Genomic DNA, 4,172 nt, shown 5'->3' with positions numbered 1-4,172 from the left:
CGAAGGCTTCTGGGCCGGCGACAAGGGCGCGGAGGGCCGGCTCAAGTCGCTGGTCACCTCCGAGACGCAGATGATCGAGCACAAGGGCGTCGATCCGATCCGGCTGAAGAACTTCGTGCGCCTGATGATCACCTCGAACGAGGACTGGGTCATCCCGGCCGGCAAGGACGAGCGGCGCTTCTGCGTGCTCGACGTCGCGCCCCACTGCGCCCAGAACAGCGAGTATTTCGGGGAGATGGCGAAGGAGATGGCGGAGGGCGGGCGCGAGGCCCTGCTACACGACCTCCTCACCTTCGACCTCGGCAGCGTGAACCTGCGCCAGATCCCCTACACCGAAGGCCTGCTGGAACAGAAGCTGCGCTCGCTCGACACGGTCGAGAGCTGGTGGTTCGAGCGGCTGATGACCGGTACGCCGACGCGAAAAGTCGAGTATTGGCGCACCGACATGGTCATCGACGAGATGTTCGACGACTACATCGAGGGCGCCGACAGGATCGGCGTCAAGCGCAAGTCCGAGCTGACGGCGTTCGGCATCAAGATGAAGAAGCTCGTGCCGGAGATCGAGCGCAAGCGCCTCTCGACCAACACGGGCCACATGGAGACGAAGCGGCTCTGGCACTACCTGCTGCCGCCGCTGGCCGCCTGCCGCGCGCAGTTCGAGCGCGAGGTGAAGCAGGCCGTCAACTGGGACGACGGTTCGGAGCCGGGAGAGACCGGGAGCGAAGGGGGGAACTGACCCTCTGGCGCCCGCGCCGAGCCGCGCCTGTCCTACGTCGAGGTAGGACAGGCGGCAGAGGTGGTCCGGGCTAAGTGCTTGATGCGACAGGGCTCGTCCTACCTGTCCCACCTGTCCTACCTTTTTTGGCCCTCCGCGCGCGCAGGCGCGTTCCCCCCTTCCTTCCCGGTCTCTCCCGGGTCGGACTGCGCGGGCCGGGCGAAGTGATTCACGTGAGAAACAGGTAGGACAGGTGGGACAGGTGGGTCTTTGCCTGTTGCAGCAACGGGTTAGAGCTGTCCCACCTTGTTTTTTGATCTTCTGAAGGTAGGACAGGTAGGACACTGAAGGGTCCGGCAGCGCGAAAGCTGATTGCGGCTAAGCTTCGGGAAACGTTCTGTAATCTGTCTGTGGCAGCCTCCCCTTGAACGAGCCCGCGCCTCCCGCGCCCGGTTCGGCTGAGCGGCGAGGCGGACGATGCGCAAGCGAATCGGGATCGAGGCCTTCCTGAAATGGGCCTACCGGGACGAGCTGCCGAAGGAGCAGTGCGACTTCGCCCCCATCTCCGAGATCGGCCCGGCCGCCTACGGCGGCGCCTGGGGCGGTGTCGAGGCGGTCGGCACGCTCGGCGCCCTGGTCGATTACGCCCGCGAGAACCAGTGGGGCGTCGTCCCCGACCGCTACGCCCGCGACGACCCGCATCCGGACGCCATCGCCGCCGCGCTCGCCATGGCGCACCTCGACACGCTCGACCTCTGCATGCCGGCCCACTGGAACCCGATCCCGGATCTGGGCGAGGTCGGGCAGATCGACCGGGTCGATCTGGAGGCGGGCCGCCTCGGCTACGCCGCGGTGCAGGACGCGCTCGCCGACCTCACGGTGACGGATGCCCGGGGCAACCGCACCCTGAAGGGCGGCCTGCGCCGCCTCGTGATGCGCTACGCGGTGCTGGGCGGCGAGCCCGGCTGGGAGATCGAGACGCCCGCGGTCGAGGTCGTCTGCGTCGGCAAGGGCCGGCCGGGCTGGTTCCGGCGCGAGACCGTCCAGGGCGTGAACGGCCCCTACGAGATCGAGACGGACGGCTTCGACCGCAAGCGCCGGATGCCGTTCCCCGACGCCTACCGCAAGCACCGTCTCGAACCCTCGCCCGTCGAGGGGATCTACGACCGCGGCCAGCATGAGGTGTACGTGGCCGCGCTCCACGTCCTCTACGCCGACCTCGAACCGCGGCTCACCGCCTACGCGCTGACCCCGCCCGAGCGCCCGGCCCGGCCGTGGGAGACGGGGGCGGTGGCCAAGCCCCGCATCCTGTTGGGCGCCGCGCCCGCCCTGGTCGGCCCGGAGGCGGACGCGGACCCCGCTCCCGAAACGCCCTTTGCGGCCCCGACGGGCCTCGCCCGGGCGCTCCGGCGGCCTGTCCGCAAAAATTCGCCTGTCCGACGCATGAAGGTAGCTTGACGGTTCGACAGATATTTGGTTCACATCGGGCTAGGGTCAAAACGACCTGATGAACCCCGGCGCCACCCGCGCCGGGGTTTTTCGTTCTGGCCTGCCTCCGAAGGGCAGTCGGGCCGGAGCGCGAGCGTTCCGCGCACCGGCCCGTCACCCGGACCAACCCCACGGATCACCCCATGAGCTGCCGCTGTGCCGAGCGGCGCGCCGCGCTCGCCCGCGCCGGTCGCGCCGTGCTGCAGGCGAACGCGCGGACGGCAGCGCAGAGCGCGCAACAGATCGGGCGCAGCCTCGCGGCCGACGCCCGGGCGCTCGCCGCCCGGCTCTCTCATCCGGCGCGCCGCCCGTGAGCGGCGGCCTCTTCGTCACCCTCGACGCGGCAGCGCTCGCACGGCTGGCCGACCAGATCGCGGCGGCCGGGGCCAAGGCGCCCCTCGCGCTCGCCCGCGCCATCAACCACACGGGCGCCAAAGCCCGCACCCAGATGATCCGGGCGCTCGCCCCCCAGACGGGGCTGAAGCGCCGGACCATCGTGAAGGCCCTGCGGGAAACCAAGGCCGGGGCGGGCGGGCTCACCTACACGATCCGCTCGCGCGGCGGCGATGTCGGACTCAAGCACTTCGGCGCCCGCGAGACGGCCACGGGCGTCTCCTCCGCCCCCTGGAACAAGCGCTCGGTCTACGGCGGCTCGTTCATGCGGGCCGGCTGGTGGCCGCACCGCGTCACCAAGGCCAACTGGAACGGGCAGGTCTTCTACCGCTCGGGGGGCAAGACCTCGACCTACCGGGCCGACGGGCGGGGCCGCATGGATCGCTTCGTCAAAGCCAAGTCCGGCCTCTTCATTCCCGACGAGATGGTGGCGGGCGCGTCCGGCGCGGCCTTCGGGGCGACGGTCGAGCGCGACCTGCCGGACCGGCTCGCCCACGAACTCGGCCGCGTGCTGGGCTGATACCTTTCCCTGGCGCGCGGGTGTTGCTAGCCTGTTCTCATGGGGGCGACGCTTACCTGCCAGCGCTGCAGTGAGAGCTTCGAGCAGCGATACGGCGGACCGCCGCCGCGGTTTTGCTATGTCTGCAAGCCCTCGCGCCTCCACGCGACCCCGCAGTGCAAACGCTGCGGCGGAGAGGTGTCCAAGGGGCGCCGGTCGTGCGAAGCCTGCACTACGGCGCTGGCGAAGGAGCGTGACCGTAGGAAGAAGGCCCGCCGTCGCGGCGGGCCTCCAAAGTTCAATAGGCGGCCGGATGGCTCGCCTCGGAAAGATCGGACGGAGGAATACGCTCAAGCGCGCCTCAAGCGCGCCGAGGCGTCCGCCGAGGCCCGCGCAGCCCGCGAAGCGATGGCCGAAGCCCGCCGCTCCGAGCGCGCGGCGATCAAGGCCGCGAAGGCTGAGGCGCGCCAGCATGCGCGGGTTGAGCGATTGAGGCTGAAGCCTTGGCGCGCGCCGGGCCTCACCTCAGGCGAGCGGTTCGCCATACGGTACAGGCTCGATCCAGACTACTGCATCCGACAGAGGCTGCGGGCCGCGTTTCGCAGAAAGCGCCAGGGGATCAAGCTCGGAGACCTGCTGAGATGCGCGATCAAGCGCGCTGGGCGGTCGCCCAGAGCCGAGGCCTTCCTTGGCTACACGGTGCCGGACCTGCGCCGCCACCTGGATCGGCAGTTTCGTGACGGCATGGACTGGGCCCGCTTCTGTGCTGGCGAGATCCACATCGATCACATCCTGCCCCTGGCTGGCTTTGATCTCGCCGACCCGGATGAGTTGCGCGCGGCCTGGGCGCTCCCGAACCTAAGGCCCGCGTGGGCGGTGGACAACCGAACCAAGGCGGCGCGCCGCACCCACCTCCTCTAGGCTTGGCCTTCGGGTCCCTGTCCAGGCGCCCCCCTCTGCGGGCGGTAGACCCCGAGATTTCGCCAGTGAGGCTGTCGGAAACCTGACCTGACACCCCTGACACCCCTGACAGGACACCCGGACATGCCCCCTGACACCCCTGCGGCGGGCCTCCCC

At 69.8% G+C, this 4,172-nt stretch carries 5 protein-coding genes; all 5 read left to right on the top strand.

Annotated features, from left to right (window positions below):
• Positions 1–736 (top strand): DUF5906 domain-containing protein (locus AX737_RS34475; protein WP_245293454.1); only part of this gene is annotated, 736 nt, incomplete at its 5' end.
• Between the two features lie 456 nt (positions 737–1,192).
• Positions 1,193–2,173, top strand: coding sequence for a hypothetical protein (locus tag AX737_RS15360; protein WP_066922710.1), 981 nt, complete (start codon positions 1,193–1,195; stop codon positions 2,171–2,173).
• Positions 2,174–2,346: 173 nt separating this feature from the next.
• On the top strand, positions 2,347–2,517 hold the full coding sequence (locus AX737_RS33260) for a hypothetical protein (RefSeq protein WP_156453741.1): 171 nt from the start codon (positions 2,347–2,349) through the stop codon (positions 2,515–2,517).
• A complete protein-coding gene (locus AX737_RS15355) occupies positions 2,514–3,116 on the top strand; it encodes a hypothetical protein (protein ID WP_066922708.1) in 603 nt (200 codons plus the stop codon). The genes AX737_RS33260 and AX737_RS15355 overlap by 4 nt, the downstream gene beginning before the upstream one ends.
• 387 nt (positions 3,117–3,503) lie before the next feature.
• Positions 3,504–4,016: a hypothetical protein gene (locus AX737_RS15350; protein ID WP_066922706.1), complete on the top strand. Its 513-nt coding sequence runs from the start codon at positions 3,504–3,506 to the stop codon at positions 4,014–4,016.
• The last annotated feature ends 156 nt before the right edge of the window (positions 4,017–4,172 follow it).

The organism is Methylobacterium sp. CCH5-D2 (genome assembly GCF_001556475.1).
GTDB classification, from domain to species: Bacteria; Pseudomonadota; Alphaproteobacteria; order Rhizobiales; family Beijerinckiaceae; genus Methylobacterium; species Methylobacterium hispanicum.
This window is presented reverse-complemented; position numbering and strand designations above follow the sequence as displayed.

What these genes read in the sequence shown, in the direction of transcription:
- AX737_RS15360 (WP_066922710.1), top strand. Translation starts at nt 1,193, where the DNA reads ATGCGCAAGCGAATCGGGATCGAGGCCTTCCTGAAATGGGCCTACCGG.
- AX737_RS33260 (WP_156453741.1), top strand. Translation starts at nt 2,347, where the DNA reads ATGAGCTGCCGCTGTGCCGAGCGGCGCGCCGCGCTCGCCCGCGCCGGT.
- AX737_RS15350 (WP_066922706.1), top strand. Translation starts at nt 3,504, where the DNA reads ATGGCCGAAGCCCGCCGCTCCGAGCGCGCGGCGATCAAGGCCGCGAAG.